16 protein-coding genes and 1 riboswitch are annotated in these 19,648 nt (G+C 29.0%); of the genes, 11 read left to right on the top strand and 5 right to left on the bottom strand.

The genetic code is table 11. The features are described 5' to 3' along the window. Nucleotides 1–5 precede the first annotated feature (5 nt). The 4 genes from T483_RS0106405 to pepT all read left to right on the top strand — a co-directional run bounded on the left by T483_RS0106405 (nucleotide 6) and on the right by pepT (nucleotide 5,545). Nucleotides 6–1,739 carry a DUF342 domain-containing protein gene (locus T483_RS0106405; RefSeq protein ID WP_026886104.1) on the top strand — a complete coding sequence of 578 codons (1,734 nt, stop codon included), beginning with the start codon at nucleotides 6–8 and terminating at the stop codon, nucleotides 1,737–1,739. 148 nt (nucleotides 1,740–1,887) lie between these two features. Next, nucleotides 1,888–1,989: riboswitch (purine riboswitch) on the top strand. Nucleotides 1,990–2,133: 144 nt separating this feature from the next. Then, a complete protein-coding gene (locus T483_RS0106400; RefSeq protein ID WP_035790047.1) occupies nucleotides 2,134–3,486 on the top strand; it encodes a nucleobase:cation symporter-2 family protein in 1,353 nt (450 codons plus the stop codon). 1 nt (nucleotide 3,487) lies between these two features. Then, the gene (locus T483_RS0106395) at nucleotides 3,488–4,060 is read left to right on the top strand and encodes a xanthine phosphoribosyltransferase (protein ID WP_026886102.1); all 573 of its coding nucleotides are present in this window, start codon (nucleotides 3,488–3,490) and stop codon (nucleotides 4,058–4,060) included. Nucleotides 4,061–4,324: 264 nt separating this feature from the next. Next, entirely contained in the window at nucleotides 4,325–5,545 is a 1,221-nt protein-coding gene (pepT, locus tag T483_RS0106390; RefSeq protein WP_026886101.1) for a peptidase T, read from the top strand. Nucleotides 5,546–6,136: 591 nt separating this feature from the next. On the opposite strand, the gene T483_RS0106385 is transcribed toward pepT, so the two are convergent. After that, a complete protein-coding gene (locus T483_RS0106385; RefSeq protein ID WP_026886100.1) occupies nucleotides 6,137–6,394 on the bottom strand; it encodes a hypothetical protein in 258 nt (85 codons plus the stop codon). Between the two features lie 247 nt (nucleotides 6,395–6,641). Between T483_RS0106385 and T483_RS0106380 the strand changes: the two genes are divergently transcribed. From T483_RS0106380 to T483_RS0106370, 3 genes are all read left to right on the top strand, one after another. Further along, on the top strand, nucleotides 6,642–8,399 hold the full coding sequence (locus T483_RS0106380) for an SUV3 family DEAD/DEAH box RNA helicase (RefSeq protein WP_026886099.1): 1,758 nt from the start codon (nucleotides 6,642–6,644) through the stop codon (nucleotides 8,397–8,399). A 246-nt stretch (nucleotides 8,400–8,645) separates the two neighbouring features. Continuing rightward, a complete protein-coding gene (locus tag T483_RS0106375; protein WP_026886098.1) occupies nucleotides 8,646–9,341 on the top strand; it encodes an ABC transporter ATP-binding protein in 696 nt (231 codons plus the stop codon). Between the two features lie 326 nt (nucleotides 9,342–9,667). Next, on the top strand, nucleotides 9,668–10,759 hold the full coding sequence (locus tag T483_RS0106370) for a ribose-phosphate pyrophosphokinase (protein ID WP_026886097.1): 1,092 nt from the start codon (nucleotides 9,668–9,670) through the stop codon (nucleotides 10,757–10,759). 140 nt (nucleotides 10,760–10,899) lie between these two features. Here T483_RS0106370 and T483_RS0106365 read toward each other — a convergent pair whose 3' ends face one another. Continuing rightward, a complete protein-coding gene (locus T483_RS0106365; protein WP_026886096.1) occupies nucleotides 10,900–11,169 on the bottom strand; it encodes a hypothetical protein in 270 nt (89 codons plus the stop codon). A 574-nt stretch (nucleotides 11,170–11,743) separates the two neighbouring features. On the opposite strand from T483_RS0106365, the gene T483_RS0106360 reads away from it, so the two are divergent. Beyond that, nucleotides 11,744–12,739, top strand: a complete 996-nt coding sequence (locus tag T483_RS0106360; RefSeq protein WP_026886095.1) for an NlpC/P60 family protein — start codon at nucleotides 11,744–11,746, stop codon at nucleotides 12,737–12,739. An 80-nt stretch (nucleotides 12,740–12,819) separates the two neighbouring features. Here the strand turns inward: T483_RS0106360 and T483_RS0106355 are convergent, their stop codons facing one another. Then, a complete protein-coding gene (locus T483_RS0106355; RefSeq protein ID WP_026886094.1) occupies nucleotides 12,820–14,697 on the bottom strand; it encodes a sensor histidine kinase in 1,878 nt (625 codons plus the stop codon). A 452-nt stretch (nucleotides 14,698–15,149) separates the two neighbouring features. Here T483_RS0106355 and T483_RS0106350 point away from each other — a divergent pair, with 452 nt between their 5' ends. Both T483_RS0106350 and T483_RS0106345 read left to right on the top strand, forming a co-directional pair. Further along, nucleotides 15,150–16,052: a 3'-5' exoribonuclease YhaM family protein gene (locus T483_RS0106350; RefSeq protein ID WP_026886093.1), complete on the top strand. Its 903-nt coding sequence runs from the start codon at nucleotides 15,150–15,152 to the stop codon at nucleotides 16,050–16,052. Between the two features lie 26 nt (nucleotides 16,053–16,078). Next, the gene (locus T483_RS0106345; protein ID WP_026886092.1) at nucleotides 16,079–16,366 is read left to right on the top strand and encodes a DUF503 domain-containing protein; all 288 of its coding nucleotides are present in this window, start codon (nucleotides 16,079–16,081) and stop codon (nucleotides 16,364–16,366) included. A 183-nt stretch (nucleotides 16,367–16,549) separates the two neighbouring features. Here the strand turns inward: T483_RS0106345 and T483_RS0106340 are convergent, their stop codons facing one another. After that, complete coding sequence (locus T483_RS0106340; RefSeq protein WP_026886091.1) at nucleotides 16,550–17,578, bottom strand: 3-deoxy-7-phosphoheptulonate synthase; 1,029 nt, start codon at nucleotides 17,576–17,578, stop codon at nucleotides 16,550–16,552. 388 nt (nucleotides 17,579–17,966) lie between these two features. Between T483_RS0106340 and T483_RS0106335 the strand changes: the two genes are divergently transcribed. Then, nucleotides 17,967–18,761 carry a cytochrome b5 domain-containing protein gene (locus T483_RS0106335; RefSeq protein ID WP_026886090.1) on the top strand — a complete coding sequence of 265 codons (795 nt, stop codon included), beginning with the start codon at nucleotides 17,967–17,969 and terminating at the stop codon, nucleotides 18,759–18,761. Nucleotides 18,762–18,958: 197 nt separating this feature from the next. Here the strand turns inward: T483_RS0106335 and T483_RS0106330 are convergent, their stop codons facing one another. Continuing rightward, on the bottom strand, nucleotides 18,959–19,504 hold the full coding sequence (locus T483_RS0106330; RefSeq protein ID WP_026886089.1) for a hypothetical protein: 546 nt from the start codon (nucleotides 19,502–19,504) through the stop codon (nucleotides 18,959–18,961). Nucleotides 19,505–19,648 lie beyond the last annotated feature (144 nt).

Genomic DNA, 19,648 nt, shown 5'->3' with positions numbered 1-19,648 from the left:
TACGAATGGAAAAAGAAGTAGGCGCTAAAGTTGTTAATGGGAAAATAATAATAGCTGATGGAATGAATGATGAAATTATAACTATAAAAGCTAAAGAAAATGTGAATCTATTTATCAATGATTTAGAATGTGAAAAGTTTAAACCATATGAAGTAACTTCAAAAGATAAGATTACTTACAATTGTGAGACAACTCCTGCTAAAAGAGAAGTAAATATAATCATATCTGAAGATAAAATGAAAGCTTACATGACAGTAGAATATACACCTAAGACTGAATATAAAATAAAGGATAGGGAATTTTACATAAATTTAGCTATATCTACTGAAGTGCTGTCAAAAGAAGAACCTGAGTACTTTACTGTTCCAGAGTTATATAAAAAATTAAAAGAAAAAGGAATAGTTTTTGGCATCAAGGAAGAATCTTTAGGATCAATATTAAAAGGCTGCTCTAGTGAAGTTTTAGTTGCAGAAGGATTGGAACCAGTTAAGGATACACCAAGTGAGGTGAAGTTATTTTTTACACCAACTCAAATGGTTTTTCCAGAACCTGATTCTAATGAGAAAGTAGACTTTAAAAACTTGTTTAGAATATCTAATGTTAATGCTGGAGATAAAATTGCAGAAATAATTCCTGAGGCTCAAGGTAAGAATGGAATGAATATTTTTGGAAAAGTCATAGAGCGCGAATATGTTCGAAGCTTACCAATTGATGCGTCAAAAGGATGTAAGATTGAAAATAATCATATTATAGCTCTCATTGATGGAAAAGCGCATATTGCTAATAGAAATGTAAGCGTCAATCCTATCTACACTGTAGAATCAGTAAATATGGAAACTTGCAACATTAAATTTTATGGAGATGTAGAAGTTTATGATAGCGTACAAGATAATATGTTCGTTAGTGCTGGAGGTTCATTGGATGTAAGTCAAAACGTTAATATGGCAAATGTTGTGACAGGTGGAGAAATAACAATCTTAGGAAATACAATTAATTCTAAGATATTATCAGGGCAAGTAGATATAAGAAAAAAAGAATATTCAGATGTACTTTCTGAGTTTAAAAATATTTTAATTAGTATGATAGACTATATTAATGGATTGAATTTACAAAACTTTGAAAGAAAAGATTTTGTAAAGACACTGACTGAAAAAGATTTTGGGAGTTTTCAAAAAGTAGCGTTAAATATAATTTCTTTAAATATAAAAAATAAAACAAAACGCAGCAAACTTGTAGATTTTATAAAAGGAAATGTATTAGGTCTTAATATTTTAGAAATAAAATCAATTTATGATCTAAAAACCTTGCTTAACATATTAGATAATGAGATAGATTATTATGATAAGAATATAATAGTCCCACTAGATATTCGAATCGGATATTGTCAAGAATGCGAGATAAAATCAACAGGAAATATTATCATAGGAGGTAAAGGTGAATATACTTCAAAGTTAACTGCAATGAAGGATATAATTTTTACAAGATCTGATTCGGTGGCAAGGGGAGGAATTTTATCCGCAGGACAAAATATAAGCTTAGGAGTAGTAGGAAGCAGAGCATATATACCTACAACGTTAATGGTGCCACAGTATGGAAGAATAACTGCTGCTAAAGCATATGCCAATACAGTATTTTGCTTTGGTAGGACAAAGGTTATCTTAGATGAAGATCTAAAAAATATTAATGTGTATTTTAATAGTGAGAAAAGGGCAATTGAATTTGGTAAAACGGCATTGTAAAACAATCAATTCTGAAAATATGAAAAATATAGAGGATAATGGTTCGAAAGAATATGCTCGTTTTAAAAGAATTTTTAGAGAAAATTAAAGAATTATAAAAATAATAAGTAAGTATTTGTCTAAAAAATATATATGTGATATAATAAGGCAACAGTTCATACAAAAGACTCGTATATTTCCGATATTATGGTTGGAAAGTCTCTACCTGCTATCCGTAAATTAGCAGACTACGAGGTAGTGTTTTAGTGCTAAGTATTATTATATTCGCATATAAATACAACACCTCAGCTTTAAGATGGGGTGTTGTATTTTTTTGAAAACTTTTCTGAATATATGTATAAAGAATTTGCGTGTCTATGTATGATTAAATTTTACATAGGGAGATTGAAAGAAAATGGAATTAAGTAACAAAGAGATTTTAATCGAAGATTTGGACTGTAAAAATGAAGAAATTAGCGAACTTCTTTATGGAGTTGAAGACAAGCCTAATTTATCTACACAAATTTTGCTAGGATTTCAGCATATATTTGCTGCGTTTGGTGGAATTATAGTAGTTCCATTAGTTATTTCGAGTGCATTAGGGTTTGATATAGTTACATCGACAGCACTTATGAGTGCAACTATATTATCGGCTGGAATAGCAACTTTTATTCAATCGAGGGGTATTGGTCCTGTTGGTGCAAGAGTTGCATGTATAATGGGGACAGATTTTACATTTGTAGCACCATCAATTGCAATTGGCAGTATTTACGGACTTCCAGGCATATTAGGTGGAACAATACTTGGATCATTAGTTGGAATAGGTTTAAGCTTTATAATACGACCTATGATGAAATTATTTCCACCACTTGTTACAGGGACAGTAATAACATTGATAGGATTAACTCTATTGCCTGTGTCAATGGATTGGGCTGCTGGTGGTAGTGGTTCGCCTAATTATGGAAACTTAACTAATATTTCGATTGCTATGATTGTAATGATTATAACTTTATTGTTAAACAGGTATGGAAAGGGATTAGTAAGCAGCGCCTCAATACTAATTGGAATGGCAATTGGATACATTATTTGTATTCCTCTTGGAATGGTTGATTTTTCATCAGTAAGTTCAGCAAGTTTTGTATCATTTCCAAAGATATTTGAGCATGGAGTTAACTTTGATCCTAAATTAGTACTTCCATTCATTCCTGCTTATTTTGTTACAACAATTGGAACAGTAGGATGTTTAAAAGCTATCGGAGAAGTTTCAAAGGTTGAAATGGGCGATAAGAGAATTGGAGCAGGAGTATTATCTGATGGACTTGGAAGCATGCTTGCAGGCATTCTTGGAACTTTCCCTAATACATGTTTCAGCCAAAATGTAGGTTTAATTCCGTTAACAAAAGTAGCAAGTAAATATGTTGCTATGATGGCTGGGATAATATTAGTAATACTAGGGTTTTTACCAAAGTTTGCAGCACTAATAAATATAATGCCTCAACCAGTTTTGGGTGGGGTAGGTATTGTAATGTTTGGTACAGTTGCGGCATCTGGAATTAAGACATTGAGCAGAGTCGAATTAAATAACCGTAATTTATTAATAATAGCAACAGCAATTGGACTTGGTGTTGGAATTACATTCCGTCCTGAGTTTATAAGTCAATTACCAGAAGGTCTTAAAATGATTTTCTCATCAGGTATTTCGACTGGAACTATTGCAGCGCTAATATTAAATTTATTATTAAAACAAGAAAAGAGTGGAGTAGAATAAAATGGAAAGCTTACATAAAAGAATTTTAGAAGAAGGACAAGCATTGTCAGAAAATGTACTGAAAGTTGATTCATTTTTAAATCATCAAGTGGATCCGGAATTAATGTACGAAATGGGCACATACTTTAAAAATTACTTCGAGAATCATAAAATAACAAAGGTGTTTACAATTGAAAGTTCTGGTATAGCACCTGCTGTAATGACTGCAATGCAAATGAATTTGCCTATGGTTACTCTAAAAAAGCAAAACTCAAAAATACTGAACGGTGATGTTTATCAAACAACTGTACATTCATTTACCAAAAGTTTAGATTATGAGTTGACATTATCTAAAAAATATATAAATGATGAAGATAATATATTAGTTATAGATGATTTTTTAGCAAATGGAGAAGCGGCACTTGGAGCTGCACGTTTGATAGAAGAAGCTGGAGCAAAAGTTGCAGGAATAGGAATAGTGATAGAAAAATCATTCCAAAAAGGCGCTCAAATGATTAAGGATAAAGGATATGATGTATACTCTTTGGCAAGAATAGCGAAACTATCAAAAGGTATAATAGAATTTGCTAAATAAAGTATTTATATTACAAAGCAAAAATTAAATTATATTTATTAGCATTTTAAAGAGTGTTTAATAAAGGCCTTATAAATTAGAGTTGTTCAATTTTGCGTAATACAAGCAAAGTTGAACAACTTTTAATGTTTTATAGAGTATAATACTTTCTTAAATCAATTATTGATTTATGTCATGCTAATAAGTAAAATAGATATATAATTAATTTCCAATATATGAAATTCTTTATTGGAAAGTTATATAAAATAAAAAGGAGACAAAGATATGAAAGCTTATGAACGTTTATTAAAATACGTTAAGGTATATACTACCTCAGATGAATATTCAGAAACACATCCAACAACTAAAAGGCAATTTGATTTAGCTAATCTATTGGTTGAAGAAATGAGAGAAATTGGACTTAAAGATTGTAAAGTTGATGAGCATTGTTATGTATATGGAGTTATTCCTGCAACAAAAGGATATGAAAATAAAACAAGTATAGGGCTTATAGCTCATATGGATACAGCCCCAGCAGCTAATGGAGAAAATGTAAAACCACAAATTATAGAAAATTATGATGGTGGCGACATTGATTTGAAAGGAAATAACAGTATTTTATCACCTAAGAAATTTCCGCACTTAAAAAATTTAAAAGGTAAGACTATAATCACTACAGATGGAACCTCATTGCTTGGAGCTGATGATAAAGCAGGTATTGCAGAAATACTTACAGCATGTGAAACTATAATAAATGAAAATATTCCTCATGGAAAAATATGTGTCGGATTTACTCCTGATGAAGAAGTTGGACTTGGAGCGCATTTATTTGATGTAAAAAATTTCGGGGCAGATTTTGCATACACAATTGATGGAGGCGAGGAAGGCGAAATTTCATATGAGAATTTCAATGCTGCAGCAGCGGAAGTGAATATTCATGGGGTATCAGTTCATCCAGGGTCTGCGAAGAATACAATGATTAATGCAACAAATGTAGCTATTGAATTTAATTCTATGCTGCCATCATGTGAAAGACCTGAGCATACAGAAGGGTATGAAGGTTTTTATTATTTAGATAGTTTTAATGGAAATACTGAACATGCATCAGTAAAGTATATTTTGAGAGATCATAATAAGGAAAAGTTTGAAAATAGAAAATCAACAATGCAATTAATAGAAAAATTATTGAATGAAAAATATGGTGAAGGAACAGTTAGGGTTACATTAAAAGATCAATATAAAAATATGATTGAACTTATAAAACCTTGTATGCATTTAATAGATAACGCTACAGATGCTATGAAAGGTTTAGGTGTTACTCCAATAATAGAACCTATTCGTGGAGGGACTGATGGTGCTACTTTAAGTTATATGGGACTTCCATGCCCTAACCTTGGAACAGGAGGCCATGCTTTCCACGGTGAATTTGAACATATTGCAGTTGAGAGTATGGACATTTGCACTGAAATTATAATAGAAATTCTAAAGAGATATGCAAATCAATAAATGAGAATATTTAATTTGAAATAAATTTTTTGGATTAAATTACAAGTAAAAAATGAATTATTAAATATAATACCTCAGGTTTTTTATTAGATGAATAGCCTGAGGTATTATTATATTATTTTATAAGATACAAAAACATATAAGTTCTTACCAATAAATACTTTTTTTATTCTTTAGGAAATTATAATGCAATTAAATTTGTAGATAACTTTATAGTAGCATATTTTACTAGGGTTAATTACTATAAAAGAATAAAAAAATAAATCATATTTGCCTGCCAAATTTTTCTCACATGTGTTCGAAAAGGCAGATGCGTGAAAAAAATCTTCAGCTCCACAGTCGCCTGCGATTTTTTTATGGAAGATGTATTTAAATGAAACTTTTTAAAAAGTTAAAAATTAAAGAATTTAAGAATTTAAGAATAAAGGAATATAAGAATTTAAATTTTTAACAATGAAAAACTTAAAAAGTTAACAATTTATAGAGAACATAAGGGTTTGTAGAGTATATAGAAATTACCATATATAATAGATTTAAGTTATTATGCTTAGAATAGTATAAAAATTACTAATATAGCTTGTTCGAGCTATTCTATTTATTTCTATTAGATAGGTAGTTCTTGTGTATAGCATTAAAGAAAAAGTCAGTGATTTCTTCATTAATTTTATCATTGGAATTATTATAAGCTTCATTATTTTTCTTTTTTGAACAAGGAGTATGTTCATTAACTTTTTGTTTCTTAGCTGAATCGAATTTTATTATTTTTGAATTACTCATTATAATATCATCTCCATCCTTAATTATAGAGTGTCTTTCACCATTGATATATTTTACATACATTAATTCCATATGAACGCACCGCCTTATACTTATTAAAATAAAAGTATTAGATAAATTTTATTGATAACTAAGTATATGGCTTCAGTTTGTGAAATATTACATAATAATATTAAAGTAATTTTTTTCACCATTATAAGATTATGGTATAATTTTCATGTGATCTTATGAAGGAATAAATATATTTAATCATAGTTATATTATTAATAGAAAATATTTTTGCAGTTAAAATATTATATTAGTATATGGAGTGGGATAAATGAAAAATAATGCAGCACAAAGAGAATTTAAAAAGTACAAGAGTCAGATAAATCAAATAGAAGAAATAGTTGAGCATTCAAAGCCAGGAGCATTATTAGAGCATGAGAGTTCAATAAGAAAGAAACTTAGACATCTTAAGGAATTAGAAAATCAAAGTCTAAGAGATTTTAATGAAGTTTATGAGAGATATGAGGAATTGCTGGAAACTGTTTCTAAGAAAATGCTTAATTATTATAATAAAAATAATAATACAAATTTTGATTTTTACGAGGTAGTGCGTGGAAATTATAATAGTTTTTTAAATCAAGGATTAATGACAATACTCATAAAACAACATATTCCTAGATTAGTTGCAAAAGAATTTGAAGAAAACTTCCCAACTAACCCTAAAGATGAGTATCGTCAAGCAAGAAGCATGAGAAGAAAGTTTTATATACATTTAGGCGATACAAATACAGGAAAAACATATAATGCTTTAGAACGTCTTAAAAGTGCTAAAAAAGGTGTTTATTTATCACCGCTTAGAATTCTAGCGTTAGAAAATTTTGAAAAGTTAAATAAGGAAGGGGTAATTTGTGATCTTTTAACTGGTGAAGAGGAAATAATAAATGTGGGATCTACTCATACATCATGTACAATAGAGAAAGTTAATTTAAAAGAGCACTATGATATAGCTGTAATTGATGAAATACAAATGATAAGTGATCCTTTCCGAGGAATGGCATGGAGCAAAGCTCTATTAGGTCTTCAGTGTGACGAAATACATATATGCGGAGCTGCAAATGCTAAATATATATTAGAAACAATTATAAGTGATTGCAAAGATGAGTATGAAATAAAGGAATATAAAAGGTCTATACCATTAGAAGTTGAATATAAGAATTTTAGTTATAATGATGTTCAAGAAGGAGATGCTATCGTAGTCTTTTCTAAAAAAAGAGTATTAGAAATAGCAGAGGAATATTCAAGTAGGAACATCAAGCCAAGTATAATATATGGTGATTTGCCACCGGAAGTTAGAAAGATGCAATACGAACAGTTTATTAATAAGGAAACAAAAATCCTTGTAACTACTGATGCAATAGGAATGGGAGTTAATCTGCCTATCCGAAGAATTATATTTATGAGCATAAAAAAATTTGATGGAGAAGAAGTAAGAGAATTAACTTCACAAGAAATAAAGCAAGTTGGAGGACGTGCGGGAAGACTTGGTATTTATGATGAAGGGTATATTGCTAGTGTTGGCGGCAATGCAGATATAATTAAATCTAAATTAGAAATAGAAGATGAAGTTATAAAACAAGCCGTTATAGGACCATCAGAGGCAATACTTAGGATTAGAAGTCTGCCTTTAAATGAGAAACTAGCTCTTTGGAGTACGAGAACAGAAAAATTAGATTATTATACTAAGATGGATGTAAGTGAATATATTTTAATCTTAGACAGATTAAAGAAATACAGGCTTAATGAGGAAGTTCAATGGGATCTACTGAAAGTTCCATTTGATGTGTCTAGAGATGAACTTATGGATGCATTTTTAAATTATGTAGATGAATTATTTGTTAATAAGCAGAAGGAATTATTTAAACCTCAATGTTTTAAAGGGGGTTTAGATGATTTAGAGATATATTATCAAAAGATAAATATGTATTATTCATTTTCTAAAATATTCAATTTAAAGTTAGATGTCCAATGGGTTTATGATGAGAGATTTAAAGTAAGTGAAGAAATAAATGATATATTATTAACACTTTAATAATATTAATAATACAACAAGTAATAATAAATTGAGTGCTAAATTTACTTCGATTTGTTATTACTTATTATTTTATATGAATACGTTTTAAAATAAATATTCTAAAATTAGCAGCCTAAGAAAGTTTCAAAATTAGTAACAAAATATTATAAGGGACAATAATATGAAATTGAAAACATAGATTAATAATTTTAATAGATAAATTTATTATATTTCAATTTTTTATGAAATATAGGAGGTAGCTGATTGGGTAATAGTATTATTGAAATGAATAAAATTACTAAAAGTTTTTTTATAGGCAAAGAAAATCAATTAGATATCCTTAAGAATATTGATATTAATGTTAAGAAAGGTGAATTTATAGCTATTGTTGGTGCATCTGGATCTGGTAAGAGTACATTAATGAATATTATAGGAGTACTTGATAGGCAAACATCAGGTAAGTATATTCTTGATGGAATAGATATTGGTAAAGTAAATGACAATAAGTTAGCAGAGATTAGGAATAAGAAAATTGGATTTGTATTTCAGACTTCTAATTTAATAGCTAGAACAAATTCTATTCAAAATGTAGAACTGCCAATGCTTTATTATGGAATGGATAGAAAAACAAGAATAAATAGGGCAAAAGAATTATTGCGGCTAGTTGGAATGGAAGACAGGCTAACGCACCTGCCTAATGAGTTGTCAGGCGGCCAAAAACAAAGAGTTGCAATTGCTCGTGCATTAGCAAATGATCCAGATATTATACTTGCGGATGAACCAACTGGAGCACTTGATTCTGAAACTGGTAGAACAGTTATGAATTTATTTCACAATATACACGAGAAACAAGGAAGAACTATAGTGTTAATTACTCATGATAATAATTTGGCCAGTGAAACTCAAAGAATATTAACTATAAAAGATGGAGAAATTATTGGGGAAAAGCAGCTTTGTTAAATAATATAGTATCAAACTATTTACTGATATTCGATATAATGAGTATCGTATTATTATAATAGTGTAGCACATATATGTAATGTTGCTTAAATTTATTAACAATATTGTTAAAGGAATCTACGAATTTGAAAAATTATCTCAATGATTATATTAAAATGGAATTTTATCAGGAATTGAAAAGGTTAACTTTAAAATTATCATAAAATTTTCTTGAAAATTGTAATAATATATTTATATATATCCAATTTTGAGGTATACTTTAATTGTTTGAGTTTTTTTCATAATAATAAGCCAATTTACAAAATAATTAAAAAAGGGGAACGCAAATGAGTGAATTAAATCATGAACTTGGAATTATAGCATTAGAAAGCTGTTCAGAATTAGGTAATGCTATAGAAAAGTATATCCAAAAAAACAGAAATTGTACTGAGTCATTCTTAGTGCCACTTGATGAAATACGATTTTCTAATGGGGAAGGAAAAGTAAAAATTTCTGAATCTATTAGAGGAAAGGACATTTATATTTTATGTGATGTTGGAAACTATAGCTGTACATATAAGATGTTTGGGATTGAAAATCACAAGGGTCCTGATGAACATTTTCAAGATATAAAGAGAACTGTTGCAGCAATTAGAGGTAAGGCAGCAAGAATAACTGTAATCATGCCTCTTTTATACGAATCAAGACAACATAGACGTAAAGGTAGAGAATCTTTAGACTGTGCGTTAGCACTTCAAGAACTTGAAAGATTAGGTGTTGATGAAATCATCACTTTTGATGTACATGATCCTAATATTCAAAATGCTATTCCTTTACTATCTTTCGAAAATGTATATCCAACATATGATATTGTAAAAGGAATCTTATCAAATGAGAAATCATTAGAATTAGATAAAGAAAAGCTGCTTGTAATAAGTCCTGATACCGGAGCGATGGATAGGGCTATATATTACTCAAGTGCTTTAGGTGTAGATGTTGGCTTATTCTACAAGAGAAGAGATCATTCTACAATTGTTAATGGAAAAAATCCTATTGTTCAGCACGAATATATGGGAAGAGCTGTTGAAGATAAAGATGTTTTAATAGTTGATGATATGATAGCATCAGGAGAATCTGTTCTTGATATAGCTAAGGAATTAAAGAAAAGAAATGTTAAGAATATATATGTTGCAGCAACCTTTGCTTTCTTTACAGAAGGCGTTGAAAAGTTTAATAAGGCTCATGAGGAAGGTTTATTGACAAGAATATATTCTACTAATTTAACATATATACCAGAAGAATTAAAAGACTCAGCATGGTTTAGGAGCGTTGATATGTCAGAGCTTTGTGCTAGGATTATCAATAGATTAAATTATGGAAGATCAATTGCTAAATACATGGATGCAACAAGAATAATACATAGCTTGTTAAATAAGTAATTATTTTATAAGAAAAAGAGCTACTTAGGTTTTTAAGTGAAATAACAATTCATTTAAGTACATAAGTAGCTCTTTAAACAATTATAGTAGTGAAAGTAATTTTATATAATAAAGCAGTGTACATACTATAACAGTGTTGATTATAAAAATGTTCTTCTTGATGCTATTAATTTAAGTTCAGTAGCATCAGTTATATCGTAATTGTACTCACTACCTCTAGAATGTGCTGTATTTTGGGTATCCATATATTCTAAATTACTGAAAAGTAAATTAAAAACAGACTTACATATTTTAAATGCATAGATTAGAATTTTAGACATACCTTTGGAAACCTTAGTAAGTGAAATGTTTTTATTGGTTGTATAGGTTACCAATTTGAAACTAGATTTGTTAATAGCTTTACCGTTCATAATAATCCCTCCAGTTTAAAAAATAATTTATATTGTTTTGAGGATATTAATTTTTTATTACCTCTATACTAATAATATAAATCATTTATACTAAAACTGCATCTTCATATAAATTCCCATTTGGTAAATTAATAGGCAATTTTCTGAAGATATTTACGAAAATAATTTTAATATTATCTTAATAGTAATAAAGGTTTGATAAATGTTAATAATTAATAAATTTAATACAAATTTCTTCTAAAATGGATCAAAAAATTAATATATTTTAGTAACAATATCAGTAATAAAAGTTATGGTTATTTAATATATATATGTAAAAGAGAATTAAGTAAAATAACTTTTTACATAACTATATAATATAAAGTGAGACTTGATTTAGGTGGGGGGCCAGCTAAATCCTAGTTGAATTTATCTAGGGTTTAGCCACTGTTGTCCTCCACTAAGAAAAGTGAGGGCAACAGTGGTTAGACATCAGATAAATTATGTAGTTATTATTAGTAAAAAACTTTACATATTAAGATTTTGTTTTTAGAATGTTGAAATTTATATTTAGTAGATGCCGGGGGAGGATAAGATGAAAATTAGGTGTAAAATTGCATTGATAGTAACTTTACTATTTTTTATGACAATGATGAGTAATGAATTACCAGCTTTTGCAGAACCTGAACTATCACTCGAACAAGCTATACAAAACATTCAGGAGTGCGATAGTAAAATTGATAATAATATAGACAAGCTAAATAAGCTTAAAGAAGAAATTTTTCAAAAAGAAAATCAAATAAAAGCTAATGAGGAACACCTAAAGATAGCTAAGGAGAGCGTAGAAGAAAAAGATAAGAAATTAGCAGAAAGATTAAGAGGAATACAATTGAGTGGAGGTATTGAATCAACAACACTTCAATACCTAGATGCTCTAGTTTCTTCAGGTAATGTTTTGGAAGCAATGAATAAGGCATCATTAATATATAAAATATGCGAGAATGATAAAAATCTAATTTTAGAAGCAAAAGAATCGGAAAAAAGAATCATAGAAGTAAAGGAAGAGATAGAAAAAGAAAAAGCTGACTTGCAAAAAAATGAAAACGATATTAGAAGTCAAGTTATAGAATTAGAAGATCAAAAAGATAAACTCTTAAAATATATTAAACAAAATAATATATTGCTGAGTAGTAATACAGGAATAACTATTCCGGTGACATTATCATCTGATATTACGGGACAGACAAGGTCGCTAATAGAAGAAGCTGAAAAATATTTGAAAGTTCCTTACTTATGGGGAGGAGAGTCGCCAACAGGATTTGATTGCTCAGGTTTAATTCAATATGTCTTTAAGTCACAAGGAATATACGTACCTAGAATATCACAGGATCAGCAGAGTTTTGCAAAGAAAATTAGCATATCTGAAATTAAACCAGGGGATTTGGTGTTTAATAAACCATCAGAATCTACACACGTAGGCATGTATATAGGAGATGATATGTATATTCAAGCGCCTAGAACTGGAGATGTTGTTAAAATAAGCAGATTAAGCAGGTCTAATATGAAGTATGTAGGAAGAGTATTAAATTAGAGTAAAGCCATATTAAACATTACAGCACACAAGGTGTCTTGGGTACCAATATTTACCTTATGTACTGATATTTAAAACATTTAATCATATATGTCAGAAAACTCTATTTTTATCCTTTGAATATTACTTTCTTTAGCTAAATCCTCATCTGATATAATATTTTCACTTTCTGGCAGGACTTTAAAGGGAAGTTCTATTATAAACTCGCTTCCTTTGCCATATTCACTATTAATCTTAATTGTACCATCGTGAAGTTCAACAAGGGATTTTACAAGAGAAAGTCCTATACCGCTTCCTTCTCTTTTTCTCGAAAGTGATTTATCTACTTGAACAAATCTTTTGAAAATAGATAATTGTTTATCGGGAGGAATTCCAACACCGGTATCTTTTACAGACACTATTATGCTTGATTTTTTATCCATGATATTTACAAATATGCTTCCTCCAGAAGAAGTAAACTTTATGGCATTTGAAAGAAGATTAAGCATTATTCTTTCGATTTTATCTGCATCGCAAGCCATGATTTTTTCTTCAACATTTGTGTCAAAAATAATATCTAAACCTTTATTTTTAGCGTATTCAGTTACAGACAAAGTTATGTCCTCTATAGTAGATATAATATTTTCATTTTTTAAGCTGAGTTTAAAATATTCAGCATCAATTTTAGTAATATCTATTAAATTATTTACTAGCCTCAATAACCTATAGCAGTTTTGCTTCATAATATTATAGTATTTGCTTATTTTGTCTTTGCTATCTGTAGTAGTTTTGTTTGCTCCAATTAAATTTAGAAGCTGCAGTGTGCTAAGCATTACGTTTAGTGGGGTTCTAAATTCATGAGATAAATTTGCAAAGAATTCTGTTTTAAGTTTATCATATTCTGCAGCTTTATCTAACAATTTACTTTGCTCTTGGATTTTTAATCTAAGATTTTCAGATTTTTTGTGTTCCGAAATATCTCGGATAACACTTAATATACATGGGTTGCCTTCATATTCAATAGCTCCAGAGTATATATTTACTGGAATGATATTTCCATCGAATTGAATCATTTTTTCTTCGATTATAGGTACCGATATATTATGCTTAAGCACTTTTTCAAATCTATTAAGTATAATATCGCGATAATCCTTATGAACAATACCGATTTCAAATAAGTCTCTACCCAGAATGTTTTTAAAGTTGTTAATATTTAGTAATTTTTCTACGCCTTTATTCACAAAAAGTATTTTATAATTTGTGTCTAAAATAAAAACTCCCTCATAAATACTGTCTAATATGTATAAGAGTTGCCCCTTTTTCTTTTCAATTAACTTATAAGTGTCTTTTAGTTTTTTATATTTCTCTTCTCTGAGAATTTTTATATTGCTAATTTTTATCTTATTTTTTAATTCGAGTTTCCAATCAAGTATAATCTTTTCAATAAACATATGAAAAAAATCTAAACCGACAAAAAAAGAATCGTAAGGTAAATTTAAGTTGTTAGCTAGTATTTGAATTTCTTTTGTGCTGTCCTCGTAAATTCCTGTATCTAATAGGAGAAGCCTATTGGTTTTTTTTTCTAGAATAAATGAAGTATTATCTTTATCCATGTTTTTAAGCCAGCCTGATGTTATAACATATGAATTTGTATTTAAAAGATTATTAACTACATCTTTATTAATAAATAAGTTAAGGCAGTGTTCCGTTTTATAGAGTGTGCAATTTTCTTTGTTATTAATAAAATCTTCTAAGTTAGAGCTGCAACAATTATTCTCAATAATAATAAAAATTTTATCACATTTTTGCTCACACAACTTAATAGTATCTATTAAGCAGCGATTTTTTTTGCTCATTGTTTTCGAACATGTAGGAGTAAAAGGGACAATCATAACATCTTTTATATTATACGTCTTTACTATAAATTCAATCTCTTCAATAAAATTTTCACAAATTACTATACCCAAATTAGTTTTCATGTTATCCTCCCATTATAGCTAAAAGATTAATTTACCTCATAGCTGATTTTTACTAATAGATAATATATTATTCAATAGCGATTTTGTAAGTAAAAGTGACTATTCCATATGTTTAAATAATTAGCTATGTATATAGGCTTGGCTAAATATATATAAATTTATAATTTATCAGAAATTTGTTTTAATATCAAAAGTTGATTAAACAAATGCATTAATATTATACCCCTTTTTTTTCTAAAATTCTATAAAATCACCCATTTTTACAGTTTATTTGATATTATAAAATGTAGATAGTATGTAGTATTAAGAGCAAGCTAGATTTAAAATTAAGAGATAAAACAATGAAAGATGATGCAAATATAATTTTTAATATTATAAAGTTACTGTTTTGCATATACTATGTTTAACTTAGAAGCAGTATATAAAATAAGCTAATAAAATTGGAGGAAATAATGAATACAAAAGAGAATTTTTTAAGCGATGTAAAAAGCGGTGAACATATAAAAATATCATTAATGGTCATGAAAATATTATTTAGAGATCCTGCAAAAATAGTATGCATATTGGCTGATAAAAGTGGAGAAACAAAGGCAAATTTACCCAACAAAAAAGATGATATTACAGAGGGAATAGTTTTAGAAGCTGAGGGAATTAAAGACGGAATTTTGGATGTAAAAAAATATGAAATTATTACAAACTATAGCATTTCAGATTATCTTCCAACAGTAAATAGGCCTGTTGAGGATATTATGGAAGAAATAGAGCTTTATACAAGTAAATATATAATTTCAAAAGAGGCTAAAGCTTTGAATGATTATTTCTTTAAAGATGAAGAGTTTGTAGATAAATTTAAAAGAGGTATAGGCGGAGTATCGATGCATCATAATTACATAGGAGGACTTGCAGAACATACATTAAATGTTATGCATTTAACTTTAATGCTTTGTGAAAGATATGGTTGTAGAAGGACAGAAATTGCCATACTTGCTGCAAAATTGCATGACATAGGGAAGATTTACGAGCTATTTTATGATGGGCCATTTAAATATACTCTTAGAGGTGAAATGGAAGGACATATCGTCATTGGTGTAGAAATGATAGAGAAAGCAATCATAAAAAATCCGTCATATTATAGCGAGGATTTCATTATGAGGATAAAGGGATGTGTGGTTCAGCATCATGGAAAACTTGAATATGGTTCACCTAGAGAAATGAGAATGGAAGAATCTTTTATAATAAACTATGCAGATTCAATAGATGCAACAATGAATAAAATTTCTCGAATAAAGAACATAACAGAGCCGGGAAATTGGTCAGAATACGATAGAAGAATTGAAACTAAATTATATTTATAATCAACTAAAAGAAACGTGGGTAGCATATGAATATTTTATTTATGAAAGTCATATTAAGGGCATCGTGGGTACATTCGTTAAAAGAGAAACGGATGGTTGTAAAAAGTATAATACAAAAATTAAAAAATAAGTTTAATATATCTGTATCTGAAGTTGGTGACCAAGATATACATAAAACAATAGTTATAGGTATTGCAGGAGTATGTGCAAATTCTGCTCAATCTGATTCTGTTATGGAGAATGTTATAACTTTTATAGAAAATAATACAGATGCAGAAATAATAGATATACAAAGAGAAGATATTAGAGTATAAATGTATGCTTAATTTACTTCTTTATTTCTGTGAATAGAAAGTTGAATTTAAAGATCTATATATAAAAATCCAAATTTAAAGCCGACACTTTTAATTAATTACATATAATTAGCACTAAATAGTGCCAAGTCAGTATAAAAATTTTATCATACTGACTTGGTACTATTTAATTACCATATTGTATTAAACTTGTTCTGCAATATAGTAAAGTAGTTGCTCAGTAGCAGCCCAACCTAAGCAAGGGTCAGTAATTGATTTACCATAAATATGTTCATCAATTTTTTGAGATCCTTCTTCTATGTAACTTTCAATCATAACACCCTTAACTAATTTTTTTAAATCATTATTATATCCTCTGCTATAGAGGATTTCTTTAACTATACGGGGTTGTTCAGCAAATTTCTTCATAGAGTTAGCATGATTTGCATCAACAATTACTGCCGGATATGGAAAGTTACATTCTCCATATAGTTCAGAAACTCTCATTAAATCTTCGTAGTGATAATTAGGAATATTATTCCCATGCTTATTAACTGAACCACGCATAATTGCATGCGCATAAGGATTACCAGTAGTATTTACTTCATTGTGCCTATATAAAAAGTTATGTTTTGCATGAGCCGCTTGGATTGAGTTAAACATTACTGATAAGTCTCCACTTGTTGGATTTTTCATACCAACGGGTACATCAATACCACTGGCTGTAAGTCTATGCTGTTGATTTTCAACGCTTCTTGCTCCAATAGCTACGTAAGTAAGTAAATCATCACAGTACATATAATTCGAAGGATAAAGCATTTCATCTGCTGGAGTTAAACCCGATTCTTCTATAGCGCGAATAAACATCTTTCTGATTGAAATCAATCCTTCAAGAATATTAGGTGATTTTTCAGGATCTGGTTGATGAAACATTCCTTTGTATCCCTCACCAGTAGTTCTAGGCTTATTTGTATAAATTCTAGGAACAATAAAAAGCTTATCTTTAACTTTTTCATTTACTTTTGCAAGTCTGTTAACATAGTCGCAAACAGAATTTTCATCATCTGCTGAGCAAGGTCCTATTATAACTACAAACTTATCACTATTGCCTGAAAATATTTGCTTAATTTCTTCATCTCTTTCTGATTTAATCCTTTTTAGATTATCAGCTAGAGGAGTAATTTCCTTTATTTCCTCTGGAGATGGTATTTTTCTTACATTTACAAAACTCATTGTAAAGCCCCCTTGTATAAAATTATAGATATCTAAAAATGAAAGAAATATATTGTATACTATAAATAATATAATGTTATACTATTTTAAAAAAAGTATACATCACTTGAAAAAAATTCAAATTTAGTATATCTATATTACTATATAATTGCTGAAAAATCTAGTAAAGTTTAGAATATATCAAAAATATTTAATTTTTTTTGTATATATGTTAAGAAAATCTATGAAATATTAAGCAAAGTCATAATATTATTGTACAGTTTGTGAACAAAAAGAATGAAATAACTAAATGGAATATTTTTATTATTTATAGTTTAAGTACTTTTTTAGGAATTTATTTCAAGGAAACGGCATATATTTTATAGGTAAAAATATTTGAGAGGTATTTATGTCTATTTATTTTGATTTAAAAACTATTAATGAACTTACAGGAAGTAATTCGTATAGGCAACCTAAAGAACTTACATTAGATGAGTTGTCACAATATAATGGAAGAGGAGGAAAGCCCGCTTATGTAGCTATAGAAGGTGTAGTTTACGATGTAAGTAACAAATCAAACTGGAACGGAGGGACACACTATGGGCTTGATGCGGGTCAAGATTTAACAGAGCAATTTAATTCTTGTCATGGAATGATGGAAATTCTTAATAATGCACCTAAGGTTGGAATACTAATAGATGATAATATGGGTGCAATGAATTTTGATATCAATGAAAATATGAAGAGGCAAGTGAAGCAGAATACATCGAATTTTAGACCAGATGATTGGATTAGATATATTGAGCCAATAGTGAGTTATTCTTTAAATGATACTAATCAAGGAACAGGATCACAGGGTAGTGGTGCACGACGTTCATATCAAAAAGCTATTTTATTAGGAGTGCTTGTTGGCTTAGGAAAAACTCCTCAGGAAGCAATTACCCAAGTTCAACAGTGGCAAAATACAGGAGCATCTACTTTGTTAGGTGGACCAAGCACTGGAGGAACAACAGGCGGTGGCACAGGAACCGGAGGAACAACAAGCGGTGGCATGGGAACCGGAGGAACAACAGGCGGTGGCATGGGAACCGGAGGAACAACATGCGGCGGCATGGGAACCGGAGGAACAACAGGTGGTGGAGCAGGAACCGGAGGAACAACAAGAGGTGAATCACCAGTAAGAAATAGACTTTTTTTTGACTAAATTAAATACCAGAAACAAAAAGGATGTGATATTATTCATATCCTTTTTGAAAATGAAAAGAAATTAAACGAATTTCTATCAAGTTATAAATTTCAAATGTATTCAATTCATCGAGCTATTCCAGTTATTCTAAAACCAGAAATGGATGTTTATCATATAAACCACTATACATGGACTGTTAAAATTAGAAGTTTGAATCATATTAACATTCTTTCAATTTTACTTATTAATTCTATTGGCAGGTCACCTCTTAATGACCTTTCTAATAAATTAGGATTTCTTATTTCATTTGTTAATAGATATACTTCTATTAGTTTCGCTTTTTCTTTTTTGTTGGGACTTAATTGGTAAATTACATACCAATCTTCCAAGGACATTAGTGGGATATCTATCTCATTAATTTTCGTTAATTCTGGGATTGAGTCAGAATGAAAAATATATTTGAATGTGCCATTGCTATGATTAATCTTTAAACCTGATATTATGTTAACTTCAAAGCCTCCTATAATAGATCTGTGAAAGTATTTTGGTGAATATAATTTACTTTCTTTAGTTAGTGTTTCATTACTAATATCGTTAAGTATTTTATCAACTTTTTCAATGTCATTTATATCAATAAAAATATATATATCATCAGGTTTATCTGTAATTCCAAAATGACTTAATAATACTGATCCCCCAACACCCCAAATGATATTTAAATCATTAAGCTTACTTCCTATATAACTTAAAGCATTAAGCATTTTCTTCACCTCTTGAAATCATATAAATAATATTACTTACTTGTTAATATTATTTATATTTAAAAATCTTTTATTCATTAAATGCAAAATATAAATAATGACCTATTTAGGGGAATAAGTCATTATTTATACCTTTGTTAGCAT

Origin of the sequence: Clostridium beijerinckii HUN142 (genome assembly GCF_000621745.1) — a bacterium.
In the GTDB taxonomy this organism is placed as follows: Bacteria; Bacillota; Clostridia; order Clostridiales; family Clostridiaceae; genus Clostridium; species Clostridium beijerinckii_A.
The sequence above is the reverse complement of the archived record's forward strand: the minus strand, read 5'-3'. Positions and strand labels throughout refer to the sequence as shown.